General features: G+C 68.7%; 21 protein-coding genes. 10 read left to right on the plus strand and 11 right to left on the minus strand.

What is annotated here, in order from left to right; all coding sequences use genetic code 11:
- Positions 1-19: 19 nt before the first annotated feature.
- Positions 20-1,516, minus strand: a complete 1,497-nt coding sequence (gene xseA, locus LRA89_RS14855) for an exodeoxyribonuclease VII large subunit (protein ID WP_230771356.1) — start codon at positions 1,514-1,516, stop codon at positions 20-22.
- Here xseA and purD point away from each other — a divergent pair.
- From purD to LRA89_RS14870, 3 genes are all read left to right on the plus strand, one after another.
- Positions 1,515-2,783, plus strand: coding sequence for a phosphoribosylamine--glycine ligase (gene purD / locus LRA89_RS14860; RefSeq protein WP_230771358.1), 1,269 nt, complete (start codon positions 1,515-1,517; stop codon positions 2,781-2,783). The genes xseA and purD overlap by 2 nt on opposite strands.
- A 9-nt stretch (positions 2,784-2,792) precedes the next feature.
- Complete coding sequence (locus LRA89_RS14865) at positions 2,793-3,482, plus strand: hypothetical protein (RefSeq protein WP_230771361.1); 690 nt, start codon at positions 2,793-2,795, stop codon at positions 3,480-3,482.
- Positions 3,483-3,551: 69 nt separating this feature from the next.
- Positions 3,552-4,376: a serine aminopeptidase domain-containing protein gene (locus LRA89_RS14870; RefSeq protein WP_230771363.1), complete on the plus strand. Its 825-nt coding sequence runs from the start codon at positions 3,552-3,554 to the stop codon at positions 4,374-4,376.
- A gap of 53 nt (positions 4,377-4,429) precedes the next feature.
- Here the strand turns inward: LRA89_RS14870 and LRA89_RS14875 are convergent, their stop codons facing one another.
- Positions 4,430-5,731: a hemolysin family protein gene (locus LRA89_RS14875; protein WP_230771365.1), complete on the minus strand. Its 1,302-nt coding sequence runs from the start codon at positions 5,729-5,731 to the stop codon at positions 4,430-4,432.
- Between the two features lie 154 nt (positions 5,732-5,885).
- On the opposite strand from LRA89_RS14875, the gene LRA89_RS14880 reads away from it, so the two are divergent.
- Positions 5,886-6,563: an OmpA family protein gene (locus tag LRA89_RS14880; protein ID WP_055757071.1), complete on the plus strand. Its 678-nt coding sequence runs from the start codon at positions 5,886-5,888 to the stop codon at positions 6,561-6,563.
- 395 nt (positions 6,564-6,958) lie between these two features.
- On the opposite strand, the gene LRA89_RS14885 is transcribed toward LRA89_RS14880, so the two are convergent.
- A complete protein-coding gene (locus LRA89_RS14885; protein WP_230771520.1) occupies positions 6,959-7,387 on the minus strand; it encodes a nucleoside deaminase in 429 nt (142 codons plus the stop codon).
- Between the two features lie 58 nt (positions 7,388-7,445).
- Positions 7,446-7,679 carry a hypothetical protein gene (locus LRA89_RS14890; RefSeq protein WP_056492112.1) on the minus strand — a complete coding sequence of 78 codons (234 nt, stop codon included), beginning with the start codon at positions 7,677-7,679 and terminating at the stop codon, positions 7,446-7,448.
- Between the two features lie 164 nt (positions 7,680-7,843).
- Between LRA89_RS14890 and rpmB the strand changes: the two genes are divergently transcribed.
- Positions 7,844-8,137, plus strand: coding sequence for a 50S ribosomal protein L28 (rpmB, locus tag LRA89_RS14895; RefSeq protein WP_055757074.1), 294 nt, complete (start codon positions 7,844-7,846; stop codon positions 8,135-8,137).
- 74 nt (positions 8,138-8,211) lie between these two features.
- Here the strand turns inward: rpmB and LRA89_RS14900 are convergent, their stop codons facing one another.
- Complete coding sequence (locus LRA89_RS14900) at positions 8,212-9,183, minus strand: esterase-like activity of phytase family protein (protein ID WP_230771367.1); 972 nt, start codon at positions 9,181-9,183, stop codon at positions 8,212-8,214.
- A gap of 81 nt (positions 9,184-9,264) precedes the next feature.
- Here LRA89_RS14900 and dapE point away from each other — a divergent pair, with 81 nt between their 5' ends.
- Positions 9,265-10,395: a succinyl-diaminopimelate desuccinylase gene (dapE, locus tag LRA89_RS14905; RefSeq protein WP_230771370.1), complete on the plus strand. Its 1,131-nt coding sequence runs from the start codon at positions 9,265-9,267 to the stop codon at positions 10,393-10,395.
- Between the two features lie 131 nt (positions 10,396-10,526).
- On the opposite strand, the gene LRA89_RS14910 is transcribed toward dapE, so the two are convergent.
- From LRA89_RS14910 to LRA89_RS14920, 3 genes are read right to left on the minus strand one after another with little or no spacing between them, the layout of a single operon-like run.
- A complete protein-coding gene (locus LRA89_RS14910; RefSeq protein WP_055757080.1) occupies positions 10,527-11,066 on the minus strand; it encodes a Smr/MutS family protein in 540 nt (179 codons plus the stop codon).
- Positions 11,047-12,345: a murein transglycosylase A gene (gene mltA, locus LRA89_RS14915; protein WP_230771372.1), complete on the minus strand. Its 1,299-nt coding sequence runs from the start codon at positions 12,343-12,345 to the stop codon at positions 11,047-11,049. Before mltA ends, LRA89_RS14910 begins: the two co-directional genes overlap by 20 nt.
- 5 nt (positions 12,346-12,350) lie before the next feature.
- Positions 12,351-12,995, minus strand: a complete 645-nt coding sequence (locus tag LRA89_RS14920) for a Tim44/TimA family putative adaptor protein (protein WP_156349266.1) — start codon at positions 12,993-12,995, stop codon at positions 12,351-12,353.
- A gap of 184 nt (positions 12,996-13,179) precedes the next feature.
- Between LRA89_RS14920 and secB the strand changes: the two genes are divergently transcribed.
- From secB to LRA89_RS14940, 4 genes are all read left to right on the plus strand, one after another.
- Positions 13,180-13,680 carry a protein-export chaperone SecB gene (gene secB, locus LRA89_RS14925; RefSeq protein WP_055757085.1) on the plus strand — a complete coding sequence of 167 codons (501 nt, stop codon included), beginning with the start codon at positions 13,180-13,182 and terminating at the stop codon, positions 13,678-13,680.
- Between the two features lie 30 nt (positions 13,681-13,710).
- Complete coding sequence (gene murJ / locus LRA89_RS14930) at positions 13,711-15,291, plus strand: murein biosynthesis integral membrane protein MurJ (protein ID WP_230771375.1); 1,581 nt, start codon at positions 13,711-13,713, stop codon at positions 15,289-15,291.
- Between the two features lie 11 nt (positions 15,292-15,302).
- On the plus strand, positions 15,303-16,307 hold the full coding sequence (gene trpS, locus LRA89_RS14935) for a tryptophan--tRNA ligase (RefSeq protein ID WP_055757088.1): 1,005 nt from the start codon (positions 15,303-15,305) through the stop codon (positions 16,305-16,307).
- 69 nt (positions 16,308-16,376) lie between these two features.
- The gene (locus LRA89_RS14940; protein ID WP_230771377.1) at positions 16,377-18,014 is read left to right on the plus strand and encodes an alpha-D-glucose phosphate-specific phosphoglucomutase; all 1,638 of its coding nucleotides are present in this window, start codon (positions 16,377-16,379) and stop codon (positions 18,012-18,014) included.
- A gap of 302 nt (positions 18,015-18,316) precedes the next feature.
- Here the strand turns inward: LRA89_RS14940 and dnaA are convergent, their stop codons facing one another.
- From dnaA to mutM, 3 genes are all read right to left on the minus strand, one after another.
- The gene (dnaA, locus tag LRA89_RS14945; protein WP_230771379.1) at positions 18,317-19,714 is read right to left on the minus strand and encodes a chromosomal replication initiator protein DnaA; all 1,398 of its coding nucleotides are present in this window, start codon (positions 19,712-19,714) and stop codon (positions 18,317-18,319) included.
- A gap of 475 nt (positions 19,715-20,189) precedes the next feature.
- Entirely contained in the window at positions 20,190-20,453 is a 264-nt protein-coding gene (gene rpsT / locus LRA89_RS14950; RefSeq protein ID WP_055757092.1) for a 30S ribosomal protein S20, read from the minus strand.
- 97 nt (positions 20,454-20,550) lie between these two features.
- Positions 20,551-21,363: a bifunctional DNA-formamidopyrimidine glycosylase/DNA-(apurinic or apyrimidinic site) lyase gene (mutM, locus tag LRA89_RS14955; RefSeq protein ID WP_230771382.1), complete on the minus strand. Its 813-nt coding sequence runs from the start codon at positions 21,361-21,363 to the stop codon at positions 20,551-20,553.
- Between the last annotated feature and the right edge of the window lie 43 nt (positions 21,364-21,406).

The raw sequence follows: 21,406 nt of genomic DNA on the forward strand, positions 1-21,406 counted from the left end.
GGGAGGGGAGTTTGCCTTGCTACAACAGGCTCGGCTGGGTCGGTTCGACATAGGCTTTGGTGCCCGCGCGCTCAACCTTTGCGTCGAGCGTGCCGTCGCGGAAGTGGAGTTGCAGTCCGCCCGCCGCGCGTGCTTCGGCGGCCGACGCGATCGTCTTGCCGGTCGCGCGGGCGACGACGCGGACATAGCCTTTCTGCAACAGATTGTCGGGGTTCACGCTGTCGAGCATCCGCGCGGTGCCGTCGAACCGGGCGCGGGCGCGCCCCAGCGCCTGGGTCAGCATCGCCGGGCGCAGCGCGCCGCCGCGCCGGTCGAGGTCGCGGCGCGCGCCGGCCAGCCGCCGTTCGAGCGCCAGTGACAGCCGGGCGCTGACGTCGTCGAGCCGCTGGCGCTGCGGGCCGAGCAGCGCGTCACGCCGGGGCATCACGCGGACCAGCGCGGCGAGGCGTTCGCTGCCGCGTTCGTGATAGCGGCGGACATAGCGTTCGGTGCGCAGCGACAGGCTGGCGATGGTGTTGGCGAGGTCGGCACGGACCGGCACCGCCATTTCGGCGGCGGCGGTCGGCGTCGGCGCGCGCAGGTCGGCGGCGAAGTCGCACAGCGTGGTATCGGTTTCGTGGCCGACCGCCGAGATGACCGGGATCGGCGAGGCGGCGACTGCCCGGACGACGATCTCCTCGTTGAACGACCACAAATCCTCGATCGAGCCGCCGCCGCGCGCGACGATGAGGAGGTCGGGGCGGTAGATGATGCGAGGGTCGGCTTCTGCTTCCGTCACCCCGGACTCGTTCCGGGGTCCACCGTTGGGCAGGAGCAACGGCTGCGGCGTTTGCGGATCGGTGGACCCCGGAACAGGTCCGGGGTGACGAAGGGGGGGACGCACCGGCAGCGCACCGAAGCCGCGTATCGCCGCCGCGATCTCGGCCGCCGAGCCTTCGCCCTGCACCTTGCATGGCCAGACCAGCACATGGCTGGGGCAGCGGTCGGCGAGGCGATGGAGGATGTCGCGGATCACCGCGCCGGTCGGCGAGGTGACGATGCCGATCGTGCGCGGCAGGAACGGCAGCGCGCGCTTCTTGTCCGCCGCGAACAGTCCCTCGCCGGCGAGCTTGGCCTTCAGTTTCTCGAACAGTGCCATCAGTGCGCCTTCGCCGGCCAGTTCGAGGTGATCGATCACGATCTGGTAACGCGAGCGGCCGGGATAGGTGGTGAGCTTGCCGGTGGCGATCACCTCGACGCCATCCTGCGGGGTGAAGGCGAGTTTGCTGGCCGATCCGCGCCACAGCACGCCGTCGATCAGCGCGGCATCGTCCTTGAGCGCCAGATAGACATGGCCCGAGGTTGCGCGCTTGTAGCCCGATATTTCGCCGCGCAGGCGGACGCGGCCGAATTCGCCCTCGACCATGCGTTTTAGCCGGCCGGCGAGTTCCGACACGCTTTCGGGGGCGGCGTTGTCGTTGGCGCGCGGCTCGGCTACGAGCCGGCTGGTTGTGAAATCGGGGAAGCGATCGTCCATGAATGTCCTGTTGATCGGATCGGGTGGGCGCGAACATGCGCTGGCATGGAAACTGGCGCAGTCGGATGCCCTCGATACGCTTTATGCCGCGCCCGGCAACCCCGGCATCGGCCGCTGCGCCAAGCTGGTGCCGCTGGACGTGACCGATCACGATGCGGTGGTGCGCTTCTGTGGCGAGGCGTCGGTCGGGCTGGTGGTGGTGGGGCCGGAAGCGCCACTGGTGGCGGGGCTGGCCGACGATCTGCGCGCGGCCGCGATCCCCGTGTTCGGGCCGTCGTCGGCGGCGGCGCAGCTCGAAGGATCGAAAGGCTATACCAAGGACCTGTGCCGCGAGGCGGACATTCCGACCGCCGGCTATGTCCGGGTGAAGGCGCTGGACGAGGGGATCGCGGCGCTGTCGCCCTTCTCGCTGCCGGTGGTCATCAAGGCCGACGGCCTCGCGGCGGGCAAGGGCGTGACGATAGCGATGGACCGCGCCGAGGCGGAGGCTGCGCTGGCCGCGATCTTCGAACAGCCCGGCGGCGAGGCGGTGATCGAGGAATTCCTGTCGGGCGAGGAAGCCAGCCTGTTCGTGCTGACCGATGGCGTGTCGCTGATGCCGTTCGGATCGGCGCAGGACCACAAGCGGGTCGGCGACGGCGATGTCGGACCGAACACCGGCGGCATGGGGGCCTATTCCCCCGCCCCGGTGCTGACGGCGGCGCTGGAGCGACTGGCGATCGACACGATCGTCGCGCCGACCGTGGCGGCGATGGCGGCGCGGGGCACGCCCTATTCGGGGGTGCTCTATGCCGGGCTGATGCTGACCGAGCGCGGCCCGAAGCTGATCGAATATAATGCGCGCTTCGGCGATCCCGAGGCGCAGGTGCTGATGGCGCGGCTCGACAGCGACCTGCTGCCGACCCTGCTGGCAGTGGCCGAGGGACGGCTGGGCGAGGCGGCGGCGCCGGTATTCTTGCCGGACGTGGCGTTGACCGTGGTGATGGCCGCGCCGGGCTATCCGGGCACGCCCGAGACGGGCCGGCCGATCGGCGGGATCGACGCGGCGGAGGCGGCGGGGACGACGGTGTTCCACGCCGGAACCCGAAGCGGCGACACGGGCGTTGTGACCGCCGGTGGCCGGGTGCTGGCGGTGACGGGGCGCGGGGCCAGCGTCGCGGCGGCGCAGGCGGCGGCGTATCGCGGGGTCGACGCGCTCGATTTCCCCGGCTTCTGCCGGCGCGACATCGGCTGGCGCGAGATCGCGCGCGAGAACGGACAGGCATAAGGACGGATCATGCAGGACAGCGGCACCACTCCCCTCCAGTCGCCGGGCGTGCTCGGCGTGCTGACGACCGCGCATTTCGTGCTGATCGCGGTGCTGATGGTGCTGACGATCGTCGGCATCGCCTATGGCATGAAGCTGGCGCGCCGGCGGCGCGAGGGCACGCGCGAGCTGGAGGAGGCCGGGCATCTGGAGCGCACCGGTGACGGCGCGGTCGACGATCCCGATGCGCCAGGCGAAGCGGTGGCGGCACGTGATGCGGTGCCGGCAAGCGCGGACGTGGTGCAAGTGGCCGAGCCGGTGCGCGAGGAGGCCCGGACGGTCGCCCCTGCCCCTGCCCCTGCCCCTGCCCCTGCCCCTGCCCCTGCCCCTGCCCCTGCCCCTGCCCCTGCCCCTGCCCCTGCCCCGGTCGTTGCGCCTGCGCCGGTAGCACCAGTTGCCGCTCCCGTGGCGCCGGTAGCGGAGGCAACCGACCTGACGCTGCTGAAAGGTCTGGGGCCAAAGGTCGCGGCGATGCTGGTGGATCGGGGCATCGCCGACATCGCGGCGCTCGCCCGGCTCGACGATGCGCAGGCGGACGATGTCGCCGCGACGCTCGGCACCTTCGCACCGCGCATGGCGCGCGATCGCTGGGTCGAACAGGCGCGCTATCTGGCGGCGGGAGACAAGGCCGGGTTCGAGGCGGTGTTCGGGAAGCTCTGACCCGGAGCGGCTGGCGGTTCGCCTCTCGACCGCCTATCCCCGGCGGATTGTTCCGGGGAGAAGCGAGCCATGTCACCGATCATCACCGCCCTTGCCGTCGCGGTGGTGGCGACCGCCGCACCGGCGCTCGCCGCGCCATCGGCCACCGTGCCGCTGACCGTATCGCCGACCCGGTCGACGACGATGGTGACATGGGTGCCCGACCGGGTGCATGGTGTCGTACTGCTGTCGACCGGGCACGGGTCGTGGCCGGAACGCTATGAGGAGGCGGCCGCCGCGTGGCGCAATGCCGGATTTGCGGTGATCGCGCCGGTCCACGTCGATTCGATGCACTATCCAGATCGCGCGAAGTTCACGATGCAGGCCAGCTTCATGGAGCGCATCGCCGACCAGCGCGCGGCGGCGGCCTATGCCGCGCGGACATGGCCGGGCAAGCCGGTGGTCGCGGCCGGACACAGCTTCGGCACGCTGATCGCGCTGTGCATGGGCGGCGGGCTGGCGCATATCGCGCCGTTCCGCGAACCGGCGGTGAAGGCGGTGCTGGGCTTTTCCTCGCCCGGCCGCATCCCCGGCCTCATCACCCCCACCGCCTATGCCACCGATGCGCTGCCGATGATGGTCATAACCGGCGATGCCGATGTCGTGCCGGGCTTCGTCACCGACTGGCACGACCACCTGTTCCCGGTGCAGAGCGCGCCGGCGGGCGACAAGTTCGCGGTGGTCTATCGCGGCGGCGGCCATGAACTGGTCGGCAAGGCCGATGCGCCGGGCCATGCCGCCGCGATCGCCAACAGCGTGCTGTTCCTGAAAGCGTACGGTCTGGACGACAAGGCGGCGAAGCGCACGCTGGCGCGGAAAGCCGACACGGCGCAGGAGGCGTGGACGAGGCGGTAAGTAGGGGCGTCCGGGACACGCGCGCAGGCGGGTTCCGGGGCGGTGCCGAGCCGCTATTCGACCTGCGCGACCAGCAGCTTGTCGATCTTGCGGCCGTCCATGTCGACGATCTCGAAGCGCCAGCCCTGTTCGGTGAAATGCTCGCCTTCGGTCGGCAGATGCTTGAGCACCGCCAGCGCGAGACCGGCGACGGTCGCATAGTCGCGATCCTCGTCGAGATCGATGCCAATGCGTTCGGCAAGCTGGTCGGCCGGGGTTTGCCCGGAGACGAGCAGCGATCCGTCCTCGCGGCGGAAGATGTGCGGATGGTCGACCTCCGCATCCGACGCGAAATCGCCCGCGATCGCGCGCAACAGGTCGGCGGGGGTCACGATGCCTTCGAAATGGCCATATTCGTCGTGGACGAGGCCCATCGGCACGTCGGCACGGCGAATCGCCTGCAGCGCGTCCATCGCGTCGACCTGATCGGGCAGCACCGGCGCGTCGTGGAGCAGCACGCGCAGGTCGAGCACCTCGCCGCGCGCCATCGCGCCGACGATGTCGCGCGCCTGCACCACGCCGATCACCGCATCGACCGATCCTTCGGCGACCGGCATGCGGGTGTGCGGCGCGGCGGCCATCGCCGCGCGGATGCCGGCGTCGTCCAGCGTCACGTCGAGCCATTCGACGGCGGTACGCGGGGTCATCACTTCACGCACCGGCCGGTCGGCGAGGCGCACGACGCCGGAAATGATCGAGCGTTCATGCTCCTCGATCACGCCCGAGCGGCTGGCCTCGGCGACGAGCAGGTGGAGTTCCTCCGCCGTCACCCGGTTTTCCGATTCGCGATTCATGCGCAGCAGCTTGAAGATCAGCGACGAGGTGGTGTCGAGCGCCCAGACGAACGGCGCGGTGATCCGCGACAGATACAGCATCGGCAGCGCGACCAGCACCGCGATCGGTTCGGGCGAGCGCAGCGCGAACTGCTTGGGCACCAGTTCGCCGATCACGAGGCTGGCGAAGGTGGTGATGCCGATCACGACGCCGAAACCGACGTTGGGGCCGAGCGCTTCCGGGACGCCCAGCAGCACCAGCCGCTCGCCGACCGGCCCGCCGAGGCTGGCCCCCGAATAGGCACCCGAGAGAATGCCGATCAGGGTGATGCCGATCTGGACGGTGGAGAGGAATTTTCCGGGGTCCTCGGCCAGCCGCATCGCGGTCTGCGCACCCTTGCCCCCCGATTTTGCCAACCCTTCCAGCCGGGCCTTGCGCGCAGAGACGATGGCGAGTTCGGACATGGCGAACACGCCGTTCAACGCCACCAGCGCAAGGATGATGACAACGTCGAACCAGGGGAAGGGGGAGAGAGGTTCCATCGAACTGCGATCACCCATGCCGCAATGCTGACCCCAGCACAACCGCGCTGTCAGCCTTTGTTCAACCGGAGCATATCAAAACGCAAACGGAACAAGCGCGTGGAAACAGGCGTTCCGGGGGCAACAAACCATTGCTATCATCGTGGAGGACAACATGGGCGGCGCATCGAAATTCTGGGTTGCGGGTGCATTATCGGCGGCATTGCTGACCGGCGGCTGCGTGACCGATCCCGAAACCGGGGAACGCACCATCTCGCGCGCGGCGATCGGCGGCATCGGCGGCGCGGTGGGCGGCTATCTGCTCGGCGACCTCGTCGGCGGGCGGCGCGACCGGACCGAGAAGATCCTCGGCGCGGGCATCGGCGGCCTCGCGGGTGCCGGGATCGGCGCGTACATGGACAAGCAGGAGCGCGACCTGCGCGCCCGCACCGCCGGCACCGACATTGACGTGACGCGGCGTGGCGATGACCTGTTCCTCAACATGCCCTCCAGCATCACCTTCGCCACCGACAGCGCGGCCGTCTCGTCGCAGTTCCGCCCGACGCTGGACCGGGTGGCCGACGTGCTGCGCGAGTACAACCAGACCTATATCGACGTGTACGGCCACACCGATTCGACCGGGTCCGATGCGTACAATCAGACCCTGTCGGAACGGCGCGCGGCGGCGGTGGCCGATGCGCTGGCCGGGCGCGGCGTGCAGGCGGCGCGGATCGGCACGCGCGGCTTCGGCGAATCGCAGCCGGTCGCGTCGAACGAAACCGAGGAAGGCCGCGCGGAAAACCGCCGGGTCGAGATCAAGATCGTGCCGATCGAGCAGGGCGACCTGCGGTAAGGTTTCGGTTTTCACGAAGGCGGCCTCGCACGCGGTTGGCGTGCGGGGCCGTTTTCGTTTTCGCTTCCCGGGGAGTGAGAAGAAGGTTGGTTGGCGCGGAGGCGCAGAGGCGCGGAGGGGTTTTGCCCGGGGCTTGCGTTGGGTTTCCGTCGTTGGCGCGGCGTTGCCGGGAGTTTCGGAGTCGCGCGGGGTGAGCTTCGTTTTTCCGGCGCAGGCCGGAACGCATCTTCTCCGAGGCCGAAGCAGGAAGCGCTGGCGTTGCGGTTATGGATCCCGGCCTTCGCCGGGATGACGACCATGGCAGGTGTGGTGGGTGCAGGCGGTGTCGGGTTATCCCTTCGCGCCTCCGCGTGAACCAAATTTCTGCTATTTGACGAAGCAGGATTTCCCGCAGGCTATCGGCGGCCGGCGAAGAAGGTGCGGAGCAGATCGGCCGACTCGCGTTCGGCGATGCCGCCGTAGATGTCGGGGCGATGGTGGCAGGTCGGCTGGGTGAAGAAACGCGGGCCGTGTTCGACCGCGCCGCCCTTGGGATCGCTCGCCGCGTAATAGAGCCGGGCGATGCGGGCATGGGCGATGGCGCCGGCGCACATCGCGCAGGGCTCCAGCGTGACCCACAGGTCGCAGTCGTCGAGCCGGTCCTGCCCGAGCGCTGCCGCCGCCGCGCGAATCGCGAGGATTTCGGCATGGGCGGTCGGATCGCACAAGGCGCGCGGGGCATTGGCGGCGACTGCCACCACCTCACCCCGGCGCATCACCACCGCGCCGACCGGCACTTCGCCCGCGCCCGCCGCTTGGGCGGCGGCGGCAAGGGCGTGGGCCATGGGCGTGGCGTCGAACATCGCCCCGCCCTGCCATCCGGGCAGGCGGCGCGCCAGAGCGTCAGTTGGCGTTGGCGGGCTTTTCGACGCTGATCGCCGGTACTTCGACCGTGCGGTTGACGGTGCCGACCTCGACCTTGCTGACGTCGACGTCGAACTTCGGCGCCTGTCCGCCCTCCACCTTGACGCTGGGGAGTGCGGCGGTGCGGGTCTGGTCGATGCTGATGAAGCCAAGCGCCATGAGTCCGGCGCCGATCAGCGCCACCAGTCCCAGAATAGCCAAAATCGCGCGCATGCTCGTCCTCCCACTATATGCCGATCCGAATCGATAGCGTAACAACGCATCGCTCAAGCCGGGGTTGCACCGGTCCGCGACAGGTTGACGCGGGGCCCGGTAATCGCTATCCGCGCCGTCTTTCCGGGGGACTTGCCCCTGCCCAAGAATCAGGATCAACGATCATGTCGCGCATCTGCGAACTGACCGGCAAGGGCCGGCAGGTGGGTCACAATGTTTCCCACGCCAACAACAAGACCAAGCGCACGTTCCTGCCGAACCTGCAGAACGTCACGCTGATGTCGGATGCGCTGGCGCGTTCGATCCGGCTGCGCGTGTCGACCCACGGGCTGCGCTCGGTCGAGCATGTCGGCGGCCTCGACAACTGGCTGCTCAAGACCAGCGACGACGATCTGTCGCTGCGCGCCCGCCGCCTGAAGCGTGACGTGAAGAAGGCGGCGACGGCAACCGCCGCCTGATCTTCTCGACGTTCGACAAGTACCAAAACCCCCGAGCGGTGTCGCCGCTCGGGGGTTTTGGTGTGTGTGCTGTATCAGGGCAGGTCGACGCGGAACTTGAGCAGCAGCGAGCGTTCCCAGAATTGCTGATTGTCGTCGGAGGCGATCCACAGAATCGGGCGGCCGTTCTCGATCTCCAGCGACAGCGCCTCGAAATTGTCGTGGGCGACGGCCCCCTCGAACCGGGCGATGGTGCGGCCGCGAATGACCGCGCCGGGGCGAAGCTGCGTCAGGTCGGCGATCTGTAGCCGCGCGGTGAAGAGCTGACGCGGGTCGAAGTCGCGCAACAGCACCAATAGCCGGCCATCGGGCAGCGCCGCCGCGTCGGTGACGCTCCAGCCCTTGTCGGCGACATATTGGAAGCGATACCAGCGCGTGCCCGGCCGGGTCGGGTCACCGAGGAAATGCAGCGCGGAGAAGCCCGGCTTGCGCGGGAGCATATGGCTTTCGCTCAACACCAGCGTCGTGCCGTCGGGCAGCGTCGCCATGGATTCGGGGCCGCTGTTCTCCCACCATTTGCGCATGCCGCGCGGGCGGACCGACGCGAGCGTCCGGGTGAAGCCGGCGTCGTAGCGATAGATCGCATTGGCGCGCTCGAAGCCGACGAGGACGCTGCCGTCGGGGCGGACCGCCATCGATTCGCTGTCGCGGTCCTGTTTCTGCCAGCCGGTGCCGGGACCGCCGGGCAGTTCGGCAGCGCTGGCGTCGCGGATGCGCCAGTCGCGCCCCATCGTGAAGCGGACGAGGCCGCCGCCGTCGGACAGCAGCGTGAAACGGTCGCCCGCGACGTGCATCGACGAGAAGCCGCCGAACGCCGGATCATCGCTGTGAAGCTGGACCCCGCCCAGATAGGTAAGCGCGCCGACCCGCCGGTTGCCGCCGCGATCGATCGCTACCGGCGTCGCGCGGATCGCCATCGCGCCGGGGCGCAGCAGCGGCAATCGTTCGGACCCCGACCAGCCGGGCACGAGCAGGAGTCCGGCGAGGATGACGAACAAGACCCGCATGGATGTGCCGTAGTGGTGGGCGCCGCGCACGGCAACTCGCGGCATTGCACAACGGCGCGGCTTGCGCGATCAGCGCTCCCCATGATCCAGCCCGATGTCGTCGACCTGACCAGCCGCCTGCTCGCCTGCGCGAGCGTGACTCCCGCGATCGGCACGGTGTTCGACGTGGCGGAAGCGGCGCTGGTGCCGCTGGGGTTCCATGTCGACCGCTTCATCGTCGGTGAGGCGCCCGACGGGCCGGTCGAGAATTTGCTGGCGGTGCGGGGGGACAGCGGACGGCATTTCGCCTTTGCCGGCCACCTCGACGTGGTGCCGCCGGGCGAGGGCTGGCGGGGCGGGCCGTTCGACGGGCGGGTCGAGCGTGGGCTGGTGCATGGGCGCGGCGCGGTGGACATGAAGGGCGCGGTCGCGGCGTTCATCGCCGCCGCCGCGCGGGTGCCGGCCGAGGCGGGGATCGTCAGCCTGATCCTGACCGGCGACGAGGAAGGGCCGGCGGTGTTCGGCACGCGCGCGCTGATCGACCGGATGCGCGCGCGTGGCTTAGCCCCCGACCTGTGCCTTGTCGGCGAGCCGACGTCGCAGGTGCGGCTGGGCGACATGGTGAAGATCGGACGGCGCGGGTCGGTCAATATCTGGATCACCGTGCCCGGGCGGCAGGGGCATGTCGCCTATCCGCATCTGGCCGACAATCCGGTGCCGAGGCTGGTCGCGGCGCTCTCGGCGATTGATGCGGTGACGCTTGATACCGGCAATGCGTGGTTTCAGGCGTCGAACATCGAGATCACCGACATCACGGTCGGCAATCCGGCGACCAACGTGATCCCGGCGCAGGCGAGCGCGCGGCTGTCGATCCGGTTCAACGACGAACACCGTGGGCACGACCTGATCGAGCGGGTGCGCTCGGTCGTGCAGGCGCATGCCCCGGAGGCGGTGGTCGAAGGGCGGGTGTCGGGCGAGGCGTTCCTGACGCCGCCCGGCGCGTTCTCGACGTTGATTGCCGGGGCGATCGAACGACACACCGGGATCATGCCCGAGCTGTCGACCACCGGGGGCACGAGCGATGCGCGGTTCCTGTCGGCGCTGTGCCCGACGGTGGAGTTCGGGTTGCTGAACGCGACGATGCACAAGGTCGACGAGGCGGTGGCGGTCGACGACCTGCGGCGGCTGGTCGACATCTATGCCGACATCGCGGTGGCGGGATTGGCGGGGTAAGCGCTACCCAGACGTTCGTCATTCCCGCGCAGGCGGGAATCCATAGCCGCCGACGTTTCGGCAAGATTCGCGACCGTCGCGTCTATGGGTTCCCGCCTGCGCGGGAACGACGAAGCGGTGGCGAGGGCGGCTCACCGCTCGCGACGTAGCACCAGATACAGCGCACCCTGCCCGCCGTGGCGGGGGTGGGCGGGGCGGATCGAGGCGACGCGGTCGGCGTGGCGGCCGGCCAATATCCAGTCGGTGATCGCCGAGCGGATCGCGCCGCGCGCATGGGGCCGTTCCGAATCGGGGCGCGGCGGCTTGCCCGTCACCAGCAGCAGCACGCGGTCGCCGCGCTGGATCGATCGCGCCAGCCCCTGATCGAGGAGCCCGTGCGCCGAGGCCAGCGTGTGGCCGTGCAGGTCGAGTGTCGAATCGGGGATGACCATGCCGCGGGCGATTCGCCGGTCCCAGCTTGCGTCGAGCGTCGGCCCCGGCTGGCGCGCGCGCGTCGGAGCGACGGGTGCGGGAGCGACAGGCGCGCGGACCGGTTTGGGCGCGGGGGCGCCGTGTTTTTCGAGGCGAGCGAGCGGGAGCGGCGCGACGCGAGCCGGGTGGAGCGGCTTGATCGCCGATACCACCCGTGCCCATAGCGCCGCCTCGGCCGGATCAAGGCGTCTGGGTGCCACTGCCGATCCGGGCGAGCGTGCCGAGGGGGAGCAGCAGGAAGGCGGTGCCGCGCGCGCTCATGCCGCCGGCGATCGCGCGCGCCTCGTCGCCCGCGCCCCAGAAGGTGTCGAAGCGATTGGCGCCCTTGATCGCGCCGCCGGTGTCCTGCGCGATCCACAGGCCGGTGGCATCGGTGCGGTCCATCGACAGGAACACCGGTGCGCCCAGTGGTACGAACTTCACGTCGACCGCCGCACTCCCCTGCCCCACCACCGGCAGGCCCATCGCGCCCAGCGGACCGGGACCGGTCAGTTCGCGGAAGAACACGAAGCTCTTGTTCTCGCGCATGATCGCGCGGCCCTCTTCGGGATTCGCGCGGAGCCATGCCATGATGCCCTGCATCGACGATTGTCCGGGGGCGAGCAGCCCGCGATCCTTCATCAGCTTGCCGATGCCGGTATAGTCGCGGCCATTCTGCCCGGCATAGCCGATGCGCATGACGCCGCCATCGGGCAGCAGCAACCGTCCCGATCCCTGGACCTGAAGGAAGAAGATTTCGACCGGATCGGCAGCCCAGCCGATCTCCAGCCCGCGTCCGGCCAGCGCCCCTTCCTCGATCGCGGTGCGATCATAATAGGGCACGAACTTGCTGCCATCGACGCGGCCACGGATGCGCCTAGCCTTGAGGTCGGTCGAGAACAGGCCGAGGTCGACCTCGATCAAATCGGCGGGGACGCCGTAGATCGGGGTTTCATAGCCGTTGCGCCGGGTGCGTGCGCCGTGGATTTCGGGTTCGTAATAGCCGGTGGCGAACGCCTTGCCGTCGCCGACCTGCACCGTTTCGAACCAGCGGGCAAAGAAGGCGCGGGCATCGGCCGGGTCGGTAACGCGGGCGGCGTCGCATGCCGGCTGCCAGTCGGCGCCGCGCGTCAGCCCGGTTGGATCGGTGCGACGGACGAGCGAGGCACAACTGGTGCGGAAGGCAGACAGCGCCCGCGTGGCGGTATCCTCGGTGATCGGCAGCGTAGCGACCGGCGGACCGGCGACCACGCCGGCAGCGGCGGCGGTCGTCGCCCCGGCGATGGGCGTGACGCCCAGTACCGGGGGTAGCGGTACGGCGGCGGTTGGCTGGCGCACCGGCACCGGCCGCATGACCGGCGCGCGAGTGGTATCGCGTGTCGGCGGGCGATCGGGTGCCGGACGCGCGCCGATCGTCTCGGCGCCGCGCGGCACGATCGCGTTCGAACAGCCGCCCAGCAGCAGTGCTACGGCAAATGCCGCCCATCCCCCCCGGTGCATTCCGATCAGGCTTCGTCGGTGTCGGCGAGTTTCCAGTTCGGATCGGCACTGCGCACCGCGCGGGCGAAGGTCCACATGTCATGCGTCTCGACCGCGTCGGACATCGACCCGGCGATGATCGTGCCATCGGCATCGCGGGTGATCGACGCGATGTCGGCATCGAAACGCACGGTGATGCGGGCGACACCGGCCTCGACCGAGGCTTCGGTGACGGCGGCGCGTTCGATCGTCACCAGCCGGTTGTCGAGGACATGCCCGGCGGCGGTACGCTCGGCGATCGCTTCGACGAAGGCGTCGCGCACCTCGCGTTCGGTCAGCCATTCGAGCGAGTCCTGGTCGCCCTTCCAATAGGCTTCGAGGATCATGCGATAGGCCGACTTCGCGCCGTCGAGAAACTGCGCAACGTCGAACGAGGGATCGGCGGCGATCACCGCGCGCAGGCCGTTCTCCGCGCCGGCATCCACCTGACGCGGGCCGATGGCGCGGGGCTCGCCCTGCACCTCGACCGGGCGGGCGACCGGCGGCGTGCCGAGCCGTTCCTCCGCCGCGCGTGGCAGCGGTTCGGCCCCGGTGCGCTTGCCGAGGACGGCGTAGAGCCGCATCGCGAGAAACGCGGCGACCATCGCGAGCAGGACGACAAAAACGAGCATGCCTTCAGTTCCTTCCATCCACCCGACATAGGCCCGATCGGGCAGTGTTTCAAACGCCGTCACGCGGACACGATGTTTGCGCCGGCCGACCCGTTGAATCGCGTCCGCGCCGCTGCTAGTCGCGCCAGCAGTATAGAACGCGGCAAGCGGCAAAGCTTTCCGCCCGACCGGTCAGGAACACCGAATGGACGAACAGAACGACGCCATCGACCCCCAGGGCTTTCAAGGCGACGACGATGGCCAGCCGTCGGTCAACGTCATCACCCAATATGTGAAGGACCTGTCGTTCGAAAATCCGAACGCGCCCGGCGTGTACCAGATCCCCGGCCAGCCCAAGCTGGACGTGCAGTTCAACATCGGCGCGGCGCAGGTCGGCGACGGCGTGAACGAGGTCGTGCTCAAGATCGAGGCGCGCGCCGAGATCGACGGACAGGTCATGTACCTCGTCGACCTGTCGTTCGCCGGGCTGTTCGCGCTGCGCAACATTCCCGAAGAGCATCTCCAGCCGTTCCTGCTCGGCGAAGCGCCGCGCATCCTGTTCCCCTTCGCCCGCCGCGTGCTGGCCGATGCGGTGCGCGACGGCGGCTTCCCGCCGCTGATGCTGGAGCCGATCGACTTCGCGCAGCTCTATGTCTCGCAGGCCAATGGGCAGGGCGCGATCGGCGAGGTCGCCGGCCACGCCTGATAGCAGCGGCGCGGCGGCGGAACGATTGCCATGAAACTGGCGAAATCGCTGGGTTCGGTCGGCGGGCTGACGCTCGCCAGCCGGGTGCTGGCGGTGGGGCGCGATTCGTTGCAGGCGACATTCGTCGGCGCGGGGTTCGCCTCGGATGCGTTCCTCGTCGCGTTCCGCCTGCCCAACATGTTCCGCGCGCTGTTCGCCGAAGGGGCGTTCAACGCCGCCTTCGTACCACTATTCAACCAGAAGGTGGCCGAAGGCGATGCGGCCGGCGCGGACAAGGGCCTGCCCGTGGCACTCGCCTTTGCGCGCGACGTGCTGTCGGTACTGCTGCCGGTACTGATCGCCGCGACGGTGGTGATGCTGATCGCGGCGTGGCCGCTGACGTGGGTGTTGTCGGGCGGGTTCAACGATCCGACGCCGGAGCAGTTCGCGTTTGCGGTTACGCTGTCGCGGATCACCATCCCCTATCTGCTGATGATCTCGATCGTGTCGCTCTTGGGCGCGATCCTCAATTCGCTCGACAAATTCTGGGTGAATGCCGCCGCTCCCATCCTGCTGAACGTGGCGATGGTCGCCGGGCTGCTGTTCTTCCACGGTCCCGACCCGTATGCGACCGCGCGGGTACAGGCGTGGTCGGTGACGGCGGGCGGCGCGTTGCAGCTCGGCTGGCTGATCCTTGCCTGTCGCCGGTCGGGCGTGTCGCTTAAGCCCCGCCGGCCGCGGATGACCGACGACGTGCGGCGGATGCTGCGGCTGATCGTGCCCGCCGCGATCGGCGCGGGGGCGATGCAGGTCAACCTCGTCATTTCGACCGCGCTGTCGGGCAAGCTGCTGGGCGAAGGATCGATCTCGTACATCTATTATGCCGACCGGCTGAACCAGTTGCCGCTGGGGCTGATCGGTATCGGGCTTGGCACTATCCTGCTGCCCACCATCTCGCGGCAATTGTCGGCAAAGAATGATGCCGGGGCGATGGATACGCAGAACCGGGGGATCGAGCTGGCGCTGCTTCTCACCCTGCCCGCGACCATCGCCTTCCTGACCGTCGCCGAACCGATCATCCGCGCGCTGTTCCAGCATGGCGCGTTCGGGCCGGAAGATACGGCGCGCTGCGCGCAGGCGCTCGCCGCCTTTTCGCTCGGGCTGCCGGCCTATGTGCTCATCAAGGTGCTGACCCCGGGCTTTTATGCGCGACAGGATACGCGCACACCGGTGCGATTCGCGATGATCGCGATCGGAGTGAACATCGCGTTCAATCTAGCGCTGATCCCGACGATCGCCCATGTCGGCCCGCCGCTCGCCACCGCGATTTCGGCGTGGATCAATGTCGCGATGCTCTACACGACGCTGCGGCGGCGGGGGCATTTCACGCTCGACCGCCAGCTCACCCACCGGCTGCCGCGCTTCGCGGTCGCCGCGTTGCTGATGGGCGCGGCGCTGTTCTTCGCCGACCGGCTGGTCGCGCCATGGACCACCGGCGCGGTGCTGACCCGGATCATCGGCATGGCCGCACTCGTCGGGGCCGGGGCGGTCGTCTATGGCCTTGCCTGCATGCTCACCGGAGCGTTCCGGCTGACCGATCTTCGCGCGCTGCTGCGGCGGCGCGCCGCTTGAAGGAACTTTCCATGCGTGTCGTCTCCGGCATCCAGACCACCGGCAATCTCCACCTTGGCAATTATCTGGGCGCGATCCGCAACTGGGTGCGGTTGCAGGACCGGATGGGACCGGACGATACCTGCCTGTTCTTCCTCGCCGATCTTCACGCGCTGACGGTGACGCAGGACCCGAAGCTGATGGCGTCGAACACGATCGAGATGGCGGCGACATTGTTGGCGGCGGGAATCGATCCCGACCGGTCGATCCTGTTCAATCAGGCGCGGGTGCCCGCGCACAGCGAGCTGGCGTGGATCCTGGGCGGCACGGCGCGCGTCGGCTGGCTCAACCGCATGACCCAGTGGAAGGACAAGGCCGGCAAGAACCGCGAAGGCGCGAGCGTCGGGCTGTTCACCTATCCGGTGCTTCAGGCCGCCGACATCCTTGCGTACCGGGCGACGCATGTGCCGGTGGGTGAGGATCAGAAACAGCATCTGGAACTGGCGCGCGACATCGCGACCAAGTTCAACCTCGACTTCGGGGTCGAGCTGTTCCCGCTGCCCGAACCGATGATTCCCGAGGACACGCCGCGCATCATGTCGCTCCGCGACGGCACGGCCAAGATGTCCAAGTCCGATCCGTCGGACATGAGCCGGATCAACCTGATCGATTCGGACGAGCTGATCGCGACCAAGTTCCGCAAGGCCAAGACCGATCCCGAGCCGCTGCCCGATGCGGTCGCCGGGCTGGCCGAGCGGCCCGAGGCACGCAACCTCGTCACCATCTATGCCGCGCTTGCCGGGGAGACGTCGCAGGACGTGCTCGACCGGTTCGCGGGACAGGGGTTCGGCGCGTTCAAGCCGGCGCTGGCCGATCTGGCGGTAGCGACGCTGGGGCCGATCCGCGACCGGCTGGTGGCGCTGCTCGAGGATCGGGCGGCGGTCGGTGTGGCGCTGGCGAAAGGCGCGGCGAAGGCCGAGGCGCTGGCGCGGCCGACGTTGCGCGCGGCGCAGGAGGCATTGGGATTGCAGGTCTGATCTGCGAATTAACTGTCGCAGGTCAGGCCGCCGCGATAATGAATCCCCCGTTTCGCAGCATCGGGGGAAATGTTCGTGCCCAGCAATACCGTCGTCACTTCAGCCTTTACTGACCAGAAGCCCGGCACGTCGGGCCTGCGCAAGAAGGTGCGGGTGTTCCAACAGCCGCGCTATGCCGAGAATTTCATCCAGTCGGTGTTCGACGTGGTCGAGGGCAAGGACGGTGCGACGCTGGTGATCGGCGGCGACGGGCGCTATCTGAACCGCGAGGTCATCCAGACCGCGATCCGCATGGCCGCCGCCAACGGGTTCGGCCGGGTGATCGTGGGGCAAGGCGGCATCTTGTCGACCCCCGCCGCGTCCAACGTGATCCGCAAGCGCGGTGCGATCGGCGGACTGGTCCTCTCGGCCAGCCATAATCCCGGCGGGCCGGACGAGGATTTCGGCATCAAGTACAATGTGTCGAACGGCGGCCCCGCGCCCGAGAGCTTCACCGACGCGCTCTATGCCCGCACGCTGGAGATTGATGCGTACGTCATCAGCGACGCCGGCGACGTCGATCTCGATTCGCCCGGCGAGCAGATGGTCGACGGCATGACCGTCGAGGTGATCGATTCGGTCGCCGATTATGCCGAGTGCATGGAAGGGCTGTTCGACTTCGACGCGATTCGCGCGCTGATCGCGGGCGGGTTCCGGCTGTCGTTCGATTCGATGAGCGCCGTAACCGGGCCGTACGCGACCGAGATTCTCGAACGCCGACTGGGCGCGGCCCCCGGTTCGGTGGTCAACGCTACCCCGTTGCCCGACTTCGGCGGGCATCATCCCGACCCCAATCTGGTCCATGCGCACGAACTCTACGAGCGGATGATGGGCGCGGATGCCCCCGATTTCGGCGCGGCGTCGGATGGCGATGGCGACCGCAACCTTATCATCGGGCGCGGCATCTTCGTCACCCCGTCCGATTCGCTCGCGGTGCTGGCGGCGAACGCGCACCTCGCACCGGCGTACAAGGATGGCATTGCCGGCATCGCGCGGTCGATGCCGACGTCGGCCGCCGCCGATCGGGTCGCGCAGGCGCTGGACGTGCCGCTGTACGAGACGCCGACCGGGTGGAAGTTCTTCGGCAATTTGCTCGATGCCGGCCTCGTCACCATCTGTGGCGAGGAAAGCGCGGGGACCGGATCGAATCACGTCCGTGAGAAGGACGGGCTGTGGGCGGTCCTGCTGTGGCTCAACATCCTTGCGGTCCGGCGCCAACCGGTGGCGGAGATCATGGCCGACCATTGGGCGCGCTATGGCCGCAACTATTATGCGCGGCATGATTACGAGGGGGTCGCGCAGGTCGGGGCCGATGCGCTGATGGCGAGCCTGCGCGGGCGGCTGGCGACCTTGCCGGGGACGGCGATCGGGGCGCTGACGGTGTCCGAGGCGGACGATTTCGCCTATCACGACAGCACCGACGGGTCGGTCAGCCGCAATCAGGGCATCCGCATCCTGTTCGCCGACGGGTCGCGAATCGTGTTCCGCCTGTCGGGGACGGGGACGCAGGGCGCGACGCTGCGCGTGTATATCGAACGGTATGAGCCGGCGGAGGGCGATCTGGCGCAGGCGACTGGCGATGCGCTGGCCCCGCTGGTGGCGGCGGCGGAGACGGTCGCGTCGATTCGCGAGCATACCGGGCGGAGCGAGCCGGACGTTATTACGTAAGAAGCTTGGTTCGCGCAGAGGCGCGGAGGCGCGGAGGGGGTGCGACTCGGGCATGCCCCTCCGCGATCGGGAGACGCCTGTGCTTCCGGCCGCCGATAGGATGAGGCCGCTGGCGCGGGTGCGGTAGCACCGGGCGCAACGCCTCCGCGCCTCCGCGCCTCCGCGCCTCCGCGCCTCCGCGTGAACCCATCTTTTACTGGACCACGCAGAGCCACTACCGCTGCGAATCGAGTCGAATCGTCAGCGTGTATGGATTCCGGCCTTCCGGAATGACGATGGTGGTGGGCGGTGGCCGGTGGCCGTTACGCTTCGAGCGAGCGCAGCAGCGAGCGGACCGCGCCGTCGATTTCGCGGTCGACGCCGCGCAGTTCCTCGATTCGGCGAACCGCATGGATCACCGTCGAATGGTCGCGGTTGCCGAACTTGCGGCCGATTTCGGGCAGCGAGCGGGTCGTCAGCTTCTTCGCGAGGTACATCGCCACCTGTCGCGGGCGGGCGATCGCCTGCGCGCGGCGGGCGGAGATCAGGTCGAGCTGCTTCACCTCGAAATGTACCGACACCGCGCGCTGGATGTCGTCGATCGTCACCCGGCGCGCCGGCCCCGCCAGCATCTCGCCAAGCGTCGCGTGGGCGAACGGCATATCGATCACGTCGCCGGTCAGTTGCGCATAGGCGAGCAGGCGGTTGAGCGCGCCCTCCAGCTCGCGCACGCTGCCGCGAATCCGCCCGGCGAGCAGTTCCTGCACATCGTCGGGCACCAGCCCCTTGGGCGAATCGGACAGTTTGGCAGCGAGGATCGCGTGGCGCAGCGCCTCCTCGGGGGCCTTGATGTCGGCGACGAGGCCGCCGCCCAGCCGCGAGATCAGGCGCGGATCGATCCCGTCGAGCAGCGCGGGCGAGCGGTCGCAGGCGATCACCACGCGCTTGCCGGCGTCCATGAAGGCGTTGATCGTGTGGAGGCATTCCTCCTGCGTCGCGTCCTTGCCGGCGACGAACTGGAGGTCGTCGATCATCAGCAGGTCGACGCCGCGCAGGCGGGCCTTGAAGCTGTGCGTGTCGCGCGCGCGCATGGCGGCGACGAACTCGAACATGAACCGCTCGGCGGGCAGATAGACCGCGCTGGCCGACGGATCGGCGGCGAGGAAGGCGTGGCCGATGGCGTGCATCAGATGCGTCTTGCCGAGGCCCGTGGCGCTGTGGAGGAACAGCGGGCTGAAGCGCGGCGTGCCGGGTTCGGCGAGCGCGCGGGCGGCGTTGAACGCGACCCGGTTGGAGGCGGCGGTGACGAACGTCTCGAAGCGGTAGCGCGGATCGAAAGTCGGGCGCTCGCCCGCCGGGCGCGGCGCGATCGACGGGGCATAGGGCGGGAAGTCGACATCGTCCGACTCGCCCAGCGGCGCGGCGGGGACGATTCGCGATTGGAGCGGGCTGGCGGTTTCGACCAGCACTTCGCGGACATGGGGCAGTTCGGCCCGGAAGGCGTGGGTCAGCCGTTCGGCATAATGGTTGCGGACCCAGTCGGTCATGAACGCCGACGGCAGCGTCAGGCGGATCACCGCGCTGTCGTCGTCGGCGACCAGTTCGATCGGCTTCAGCCAGCGGTCGAACAGCCGCTGCCCGGCGGACACGCGCAGGTTCTGGCGCACGCGGGCCCATGCCGCTGCGACCTCAACCTGACCATGATCCACCGCAATCGTCACCAGACACACCTCTCCCGTCCCGGAAAACACGTGTTCCCGGCCAACAGGGCCATCGTTTCAAAATCCCCCTTCGGTCGCCCGGCGGACGACCGCACGCTTGCATAGGCGTGGGCCCCGCACGTCGCAGATCGGCGGCGGGAGTGCTGTTTAGGAACGGGAGCGGATCGGGATCAAGTCACGAAACCGAAATAAAGCCGGTTGACACGCGCTGCGCCGCAGAACTGCGTTGGATTTATTTCTTATCGTTCTAAATCAATAACTTATGATGACATGGCGCGTGGGAATCAGCCGAATCCCTGAAATTCCGCCATTTCCTCGACCCGTGATTCGGGGTGGTTTGTGGGAACCGGCGCGGTGTTCCCGAAACGATCCGCAAGGGGTTTCCAAGCGGTAAACGGCGCCGGAAACGGGCACGCGAAAAACCCCGCCGGCGCACTCGCCGGCGGGGTAATCAGGTCGCGGCAACGTTAAGGGGTCAGGCGATTCCGCCGACCGCCTTCGTCAGACGCGAGAATTTGCGCGATGCGGTGTTCTTGTGCAGCACGCCCTTGGCGACGCCACGCGCCAGCTCGGGCTGGACGCTCGCGAGCGCGGTGGTGGCGGCTTCGCGGTCGCCCGCGACGATCGCTGCTTCGACCTTCTTCACGAAGGTACGGATGCGGCCGACCCGCGCTCCGTTGATTTCCGCGCGACGCGCATTGCGCCGGATACGCTTCTTCGCCTGTGGCGTATTCGCCATGCCGTCCTCGACTCTATCGAAAATGAATAGGGACCGATCGGGCAGACACCCGTCCGGTGAAGGTGCGCCCCTTAGCGAATGGTGCGCTGCCGGTCAACTATCGCTGGCAGGTCGCGCACCAGAAGGTGGAGCGTCCGCCGTCGATTCGCCGCTCGACGGTGCCCCCGCACGGGCATGCCTCACCCTCGCGGCCATAGACGCGGAATTGCTTGGAGAAATAGCCCAGTTCGCCGTCCGGGCGCGCATAGTCGCGCAGGGTCGATCCCCCCGCCTCGATCGCCGACAGCAGGACCGCGCGGATTGCATCGACGAGGGCGGCGAGTCGTTCGGGTGCGATCTGGCCGGCGGGGCGGGTCGGCGCGATGCGGGCGATGTTCAGCGCCTCGCAGACATAGATGTTGCCGAGTCCCGCGACGATCCGCTGGTCGAGCAGCAGCAGTTTCACCGCGGCGATCCGCCCGGCGAATCGCGCTTCAAGATGCTCAGGCGTAAGATCGGGGCCGAGCGGTTCGGGGCCGAGCGCGGCGAACGGCGGCCATGCGGCGATCTCGGCGGTCGGCATCAGGTCGATCGAGCCGAATCGGCGCGGATCGTTCAGCACCACCTGCCGCCCGCTGCCCGTGTCGATCTCCAGATGATCGTGCGCCAGCCGTTCGCTCGGGTCGACCCGCCAGCGCCCCGACATGCCGAGGTGAAAGACCAGCGTGTCGCCGCGATCGGTATCGATCAGGCCGTATTTGGCGCGCCGGGCAAGCCCGGTGACGGTCGCGCCGGTCAGCCGCTGGCCGAGGTCGACCGGGAACGCACGGCGCAGGTCGGCGCGATTGGCGATGACGCGGGTCAGACGCTGGCCGGTGAGGACCGGGGCAAGGCCGCGGACGGTGGTTTCGACTTCGGGAAGTTCGGGCATGGGGTCCTTTTGGCGCGCTGCACGCGCGCGGGCCGGCACCGAA

It is taken from the genome of Sphingomonas sp. Leaf4, assembly GCF_920939515.1.
GTDB lineage: Bacteria > Pseudomonadota > Alphaproteobacteria > Sphingomonadales > Sphingomonadaceae > Sphingomonas.

Bases quoted from the DNA above. Each gene is read 5' to 3' on its own strand.
- purD (WP_230771358.1), top strand. From the start codon at position 1,515: ATGAATGTCCTGTTGATCGGATCGGGTGGGCGCGAACATGCGCTGGCA.
- xseA (WP_230771356.1), bottom strand. From the start codon at position 1,516: ATGGACGATCGCTTCCCCGATTTCACAACCAGCCGGCTCGTAGCCGAG.
- LRA89_RS14865 (WP_230771361.1), top strand. From the start codon at position 2,793: ATGCAGGACAGCGGCACCACTCCCCTCCAGTCGCCGGGCGTGCTCGGC.
- LRA89_RS14870 (WP_230771363.1), top strand. From the start codon at position 3,552: ATGTCACCGATCATCACCGCCCTTGCCGTCGCGGTGGTGGCGACCGCC.
- LRA89_RS14875 (WP_230771365.1), bottom strand. From the start codon at position 5,731: ATGGAACCTCTCTCCCCCTTCCCCTGGTTCGACGTTGTCATCATCCTT.
- LRA89_RS14880 (WP_055757071.1), top strand. From the start codon at position 5,886: ATGGGCGGCGCATCGAAATTCTGGGTTGCGGGTGCATTATCGGCGGCA.
- LRA89_RS14885 (WP_230771520.1), bottom strand. From the start codon at position 7,387: ATGGCCCACGCCCTTGCCGCCGCCGCCCAAGCGGCGGGCGCGGGCGAA.
- LRA89_RS14890 (WP_056492112.1), bottom strand. From the start codon at position 7,679: ATGCGCGCGATTTTGGCTATTCTGGGACTGGTGGCGCTGATCGGCGCC.
- rpmB (WP_055757074.1), top strand. From the start codon at position 7,844: ATGTCGCGCATCTGCGAACTGACCGGCAAGGGCCGGCAGGTGGGTCAC.
- LRA89_RS14900 (WP_230771367.1), bottom strand. From the start codon at position 9,183: ATGCGGGTCTTGTTCGTCATCCTCGCCGGACTCCTGCTCGTGCCCGGC.
- dapE (WP_230771370.1), top strand. From the start codon at position 9,265: ATGATCCAGCCCGATGTCGTCGACCTGACCAGCCGCCTGCTCGCCTGC.
- mltA (WP_230771372.1), bottom strand. From the start codon at position 12,345: ATGCACCGGGGGGGATGGGCGGCATTTGCCGTAGCACTGCTGCTGGGC.
- LRA89_RS14920 (WP_156349266.1), bottom strand. From the start codon at position 12,995: ATGCTCGTTTTTGTCGTCCTGCTCGCGATGGTCGCCGCGTTTCTCGCG.
- secB (WP_055757085.1), top strand. From the start codon at position 13,180: ATGGACGAACAGAACGACGCCATCGACCCCCAGGGCTTTCAAGGCGAC.
- murJ (WP_230771375.1), top strand. From the start codon at position 13,711: ATGAAACTGGCGAAATCGCTGGGTTCGGTCGGCGGGCTGACGCTCGCC.
- trpS (WP_055757088.1), top strand. From the start codon at position 15,303: ATGCGTGTCGTCTCCGGCATCCAGACCACCGGCAATCTCCACCTTGGC.
- LRA89_RS14940 (WP_230771377.1), top strand. From the start codon at position 16,377: ATGTTCGTGCCCAGCAATACCGTCGTCACTTCAGCCTTTACTGACCAG.
- rpsT (WP_055757092.1), bottom strand. From the start codon at position 20,453: ATGGCGAATACGCCACAGGCGAAGAAGCGTATCCGGCGCAATGCGCGT.
- mutM (WP_230771382.1), bottom strand. From the start codon at position 21,363: ATGCCCGAACTTCCCGAAGTCGAAACCACCGTCCGCGGCCTTGCCCCG.